Consider the following 5,466-nt stretch of genomic DNA (forward strand, 5'->3'; position numbering starts at 1 on the left):
ATATATAATCACTATTCTGACCAAATTCAGATAAAAAACTTTTAATTTCATTTTCAGATAAAAATAATTCCGACGTACTCATTTTTTCCCAGTACCTCCTTTAGTTTTACTTTGTGCTGGTTTCTTCTCTTCTAACATTCCAGCATCCTCAGGATATCGGAACAATGATAGTTTAAACCCTTCATTGGCAGTAACTTTGCTAGTAAATTTGGCTTTTGCGCATTGTAGCTTCAAGTCATTATATGCTTGGAATTGACTATCTTTAATCACATCATTCTGAAATTTAATTTCAACCAATGCAAAAATATTAGTTAAAGTTAAAGGTTCACCACGATATTCAGGAATAATAATATCTGCACCAATTACACCTTTACCTTTATAAGGCATCGGCCAAAATGGATTTAATTCTGAACCGACCCTTTTAATACGTGTCTGACCATCTAATTGAGGGGCTAAATATTTCTTAGTTTTTATATCATAACCGAAACATACTTCTGATTTTAAAGGACTACGCCATTTTAAAAGCTCGTCCATAAACTCAAACATGAAATTTACGGCAAGTTGTTTTAATCTAATAATAATATATTCATCAACACTTGCTCCCGCTAATTCTTGAGCAGTCATCTTCAATAGCTTCGCGACGATATCCACCTTACTCTTTGGTATGACATCTTTTAATTTTTTACCTTTTTGTTTTCTTAACTGGATCATTGGCAAATGATCTGCTTTTTCACATATTTGGCTAATAATAGGTCTAAAAGGAATTTTCTGCTTTATGGCCGCAGTAATTACATTACTTTTGACTTGTGGTCTTCCAGAAGCAGACTTTGTAGTATTAGATTGTTTATCACCTGTGGTCAAAGTCGTTAATAATACTTTTTCACGTTGCCGATCAATCTTGTCAGTAATCTCCTTATCAAGATTTTTCATTATTTTCTTGATTTCTTCTTTTGCCTTTTTAATATTATCTTGATAATTTTTAACCTCATCGTAAGCATTTGCTGCTGTACGATATAATTCATATGCCGTTATTGCATATCCAGCTAGTTCAATTATTCCAATCACGACAGGAAGCATAATTATTTTCCTACTGAACTCATTTTATTAGCTACCTGTTCTAACTTTGCTTCCCAATTCTCAGTAATACGCTCACTTTCTCTCATTACAGATTTATAACCTATGATTCTTTCTCTATTCTCAGTCACTACTTGTTCAGTCAAACCTTGATTGTCAGTAATGCCTTGCTTTATTAGGTTATTTTTTGAGTCATAAATAGAATATTTATAACCTTGGAAATTTCTCCCATCCGCTTTAAATAATTGATATTGAGCAGAATAAGGAGATTCAGCAAATTCTAATTTAGGCAACGCAGGAACATTAGCATTCGCACTCCCGCCTCCCATAAACAAATGCTGCCCAGCCTTCACCTCAAATTTGCCACCAGTAGTCATAAAAATGCCAGAACCAGTAATTTTGACTTGAGAGCCGCCTGCGGTGAGCACAATTTCTTTGGCTGCGGTCGCTTCGATTTTTTCTTCAGTCGAAATCACCTGAACAGCTTTACGGGCAATTAAATCAGCTCCGTCACCTTGAGCCTGTATCTCGACTTTACCTTTACCTGCATAGAGTCTTGCCCCTTCTTGCGCCGCAAAAAGGCTAATTTTATTTTGGGCATGTGCAATCAAGTTCTTTTGGGTAGATAGGTTGATGCTGTCACCAGCAGTTTGGTTTAACTGCCCATCTGCGCTTAAGTGAATATCTTCGTTACTACTCAACGCGATGCTATTTGGGCTTGCCAGCAGCATAATCGCCTCTTTAAAGCTTTTGGCTTTTTCGTTGTCTTGCTGCTCGAGTTTTTCAATAAAGGATTTTAGGTTTTCTAAATTTTCTAACGGGTCAGTTTGCTGATTTTTAGCAACTTCACTGAGTGCCTTGGCATTATTGAGGCCACCTTCGATTTGTTGTTTGGCCTCAGCTGCGTCTAAGTGTACTCCTTGAGCTTGGTCCTGTTTATGAGTGGTAATGAGTAAGCCACTACCTGCTCGAACCGCCCCCCATTGGTCTGTTCTGAGTTCAAAGCCTTCACCTCGGCCATCACTTTCCGCCTTGTCTTTTGGATGGCTTAAGTTACCCAAGTTGAGTTGGCTAGCCGCATGGCTGCTTTGGAGCTGGGCACTGATCTGACCTGTAGTGTCGTCAAAACGTAACTGGTTAAAGCCTTTGCCGTCGACTTCTTCGGAGCGAATGCCGCTGAGTTTTTTAGTATCGGGCAGCTGACCTTTCTGGTCGAACTGGGTTGGGTGACGCTCGGCTTCGTGAATACGGCCCACCACAAATGGACGGTCAACATTGCCGTCAAAGAAATCGATGACAACAATCTCACCAACACGTGGCAAGAAGCGTGCGCCATAACCTGCACCTGCCCACGGAGTCAGTACATCGACCCAAGCCGAGTCAGTGTCATTGTCGTTACTTCCTGCACCACCATCATGGCTATGGTCATCAGCTCGGGTAAACAGGAAGCGGACTTTAATGCGGCCCCACTGATCAACGTGGATGCTTTCGCCTTCCAGCCCCACCACTCTAGCACGCTGCGGATAAGCCGCTGGACGGTGCTCTAGCGGGCTATATTCAGGTACAGCTTTAATGTTGCGTCGAACCACATTGAGTTCAGCAAAGTGACGCTGCTCAGGATTTTGCGTGTCGAGTTGGGCCGCCTTGAGTTTGTCTTTTGGTAATAAGCGCTCAAGTTGCTGTTGTAATTCTTTCGGTAAATTATTCTGGTTGTAGTAGTGCTTGCTTAAGATTAAGAATTCTTTATCGGCACTGTCATGCTGGTCGAGTTCCGGGTGATCATTCAACTCAAACCAGTAACCGACCTGTGCATCGCGGACGTTGCCTGAAACGGTAAACTGTTTAGAACTCAGGTGATGGTAAGCGTTAATGTGCTGGTTAAGCAGCTCAATCTGGCTGTTGCCTGAAGCTGTCGCTTGATCTTCACCGTTTAGGTCTTGCATCCAAGCTGGGCTGACGTGCCATGCATCTTCAAGGTTCAGGCTTGCATTGTCATAGTGTTCACTGTGCTTTTGGGTGCCTTGTACGCTGCCACTGCCTTCTTCTTGTTGCAGGGCATCGGCTTGCCAGCGTTGCACATGAACAGAGGTTGGTTGTAAGCGGCGCTCTGCCTTGACTTGGGTAATGGTATCGAACTGTTCTGTGGCACTGCTGCGTTGGTAGCGGAGGCTACGTCGCTCAAGCGCCTGATAATTTTGGTTATCGTCAATTAAACGTAAGACTTGTGGCTGAATGGACGCATTCGGGTCGGCGACAAAAAGCTGTGATTCGTCGACCAGCCAGTTGATGCCCTCGCTACGCCATAGACGGGTTAAAAAGTCATAATCGCTTTCATTTGACTGCATCACAAATGGACGCACATCGTAGTCTTTGCTTAAACCAGATGTGTCGAGGGTTAAGCTTGAGGCAAATAGCGGGCTTTTACCTTGCCACTCTTTAAACAGAATTTCACTAATATCGCGCACGCTTTTATTCATAAACACGCGGCTATTACGACGTTTATGCCAGAGTGCAGTTGGGTCTTTTAAGGTGAGGTTATAAATGGTGAGTGAGCCGTCGCTTTGACCTTGGCTCGCTTCGGTAATAATACCTGTCGTTCTAAAGCACTGGCCTGTATCGGTGACCTGATCGACGGCAACCTGACAGCCAATAAATTGTTTTAATGCAATATGTGCGTTGGTCGATAGACACAGTAACTCAGCAACGCTACCTTTGTTGAGCGTATGTTCGCCCTCAATGCGTTGCAAGAAGACTTGCTGATTTAAAGACTGATTTGAGAATTGGATATGAACAGCGCGATTTTGTGAAACAAGGCCTAAACGCTCCAATATACTCGACACACTCATCTGCATTTTTATTATCAATCAAACTTATATTTAGCCCGCATTTTAATTAAAAAAAGACTAATCTGTCTATCTATACTCATTTTCAAAATGTAACTAGTCTAAATATGCTGTTTTAGGTTAATTTGTTATTAAATAGGTATTTAATCCGTAAAATCAGATCATTTTAAAGCCCTATAAACCAACCAGACACATTTAATGTTTTTCATTCATAATCAAATAGATAGCAAGAAAAATAAATATTCAAATTAATAAAATTCAGGATGAGATATGAAAATAAAAAAGTCTGCTTTTTATATATTTACAGTGATTTTCTCACTTCATTCTCCAGCATTTTCGGAACCGAGTGTCGCTGATGTTCAATATCGTGCACAGCAAGGACAACCGATTGCGCAATATCATTTGGGGATGATGCTTTTAAGTGGCGAACAAGGCGTTGTTAAAAACTATGAACAAGCGTTTAAATGGTTAACTGCGGCTGACCAAAATGGAAGCGTGGGGGCAAAATATAGTTTAGGAATGATGTATTTCATGGGTACAGGCGTGGAAAAAGACATGAAACGCGCTTTTGAATATTTTGCTAAAGCTGCGGATAAAGGCCATGCCAAAGCGCAATATAACTTAGGGGTGTTATACAACAGAGGTGAAGGAACTGCGCAAGACTATGGAAAGGCGTTTGAGTGGTTTAGTCGTGCTGCCGAGCAAGGCTACCCACCCGCAGAATATAATTTAGCTCATCTATATAAAAAAGGTCACGGCGTCACCCAAAGTAATGAGCAGGCACTGAAGTGGTACACCAAAGCGGCCGAGCACAATGAAAGCGATGCCCAATACAACTTGGCACAGATGTATTTAAATGGCGAAGGCACGCCGAAAAACCTACAACTGGCAAAGAAATGGTTTCAGCAAGCTGCCGATGCAGGCGATGTAGATGCGAAAGAAATGCTTAAAAGTTTAGAATAAGGCATCCATCTCTATAATATTTTACTTATAAGATGATGAATTACTATTATTAATAAAACTGCATGCACAATTATTTTATTATTTATTTTCTCTAATTAAATATAAACATTAATTTAATTATTTTAAAAATATATTTAGTTTTATTATTAAATCAAAAATATTTTAAATATTAAATTGACGTAATTAAAATCACCGATTATTATCTCGTTGCTGGCCTACATTGCCAGACGGTTTTGACAGACCGTAACTCGTAGCGGATTATAGTTCTACTATAATTCGTTAGACCCTTGCGTCCCCTTTTCTTTGCGGTAGGACGGGAGGGGGACGCGCTTGCGCGTGCTGGTTTGTATACCCAGTCTGTCAACCCTCTTCCGTTCTACCACCATAATCAATTGACGGTGATTTCTGGTGGTAGAGCTCCATAAATTCTAGGAGTTGACCATGACCTTTTTTATATTAATCCTCTATCCTCTATCGTAATTTTATTTATTTAAAATTTAGGCTTTCTCTCACCTAAAATATTTTAAATTTATAAATAATTTTATTTTAAAATTTTAATCATTTTATTTTCCTGTATTACAGGCGG

General features: G+C 40.4%; 3 protein-coding genes. 1 reads left to right on the forward strand and 2 read right to left on the reverse strand.

Features of this window, described 5'->3' with window-relative positions; translation table 11 throughout:
• Positions 1–78 precede the first annotated feature (78 nt).
• Positions 79–1,077, reverse strand: a complete 999-nt coding sequence (locus tag HUN22_RS15320) for a hypothetical protein (protein ID WP_174731084.1) — start codon at positions 1,075–1,077, stop codon at positions 79–81.
• 2 nt (positions 1,078–1,079) lie between these two features.
• The gene (locus HUN22_RS15325; protein WP_174731087.1) at positions 1,080–3,926 is read right to left on the reverse strand and encodes a type VI secretion system Vgr family protein; all 2,847 of its coding nucleotides are present in this window, start codon (positions 3,924–3,926) and stop codon (positions 1,080–1,082) included.
• Positions 3,927–4,187: 261 nt separating this feature from the next.
• On the opposite strand from HUN22_RS15325, the gene HUN22_RS15330 reads away from it, so the two are divergent.
• Complete coding sequence (locus tag HUN22_RS15330; RefSeq protein WP_174731090.1) at positions 4,188–4,880, forward strand: tetratricopeptide repeat protein; 693 nt, start codon at positions 4,188–4,190, stop codon at positions 4,878–4,880.
• The last annotated feature ends 586 nt before the right edge of the window (positions 4,881–5,466 follow it).

Origin of the sequence: Acinetobacter lactucae (assembly GCF_013344765.1) — a bacterium.
GTDB classification, from domain to species: Bacteria; Pseudomonadota; Gammaproteobacteria; order Pseudomonadales; family Moraxellaceae; genus Acinetobacter; species Acinetobacter lactucae_A.

Excerpts from the sequence above, each read along its gene's own strand:
- HUN22_RS15320 (WP_174731084.1), bottom strand. The coding sequence starts at position 1,077 with ATGCTTCCTGTCGTGATTGGAATAATTGAACTAGCTGGATATGCAATA.
- HUN22_RS15325 (WP_174731087.1), bottom strand. The coding sequence starts at position 3,926 with ATGCAGATGAGTGTGTCGAGTATATTGGAGCGTTTAGGCCTTGTTTCA.
- HUN22_RS15330 (WP_174731090.1), top strand. The coding sequence starts at position 4,188 with ATGAAAATAAAAAAGTCTGCTTTTTATATATTTACAGTGATTTTCTCA.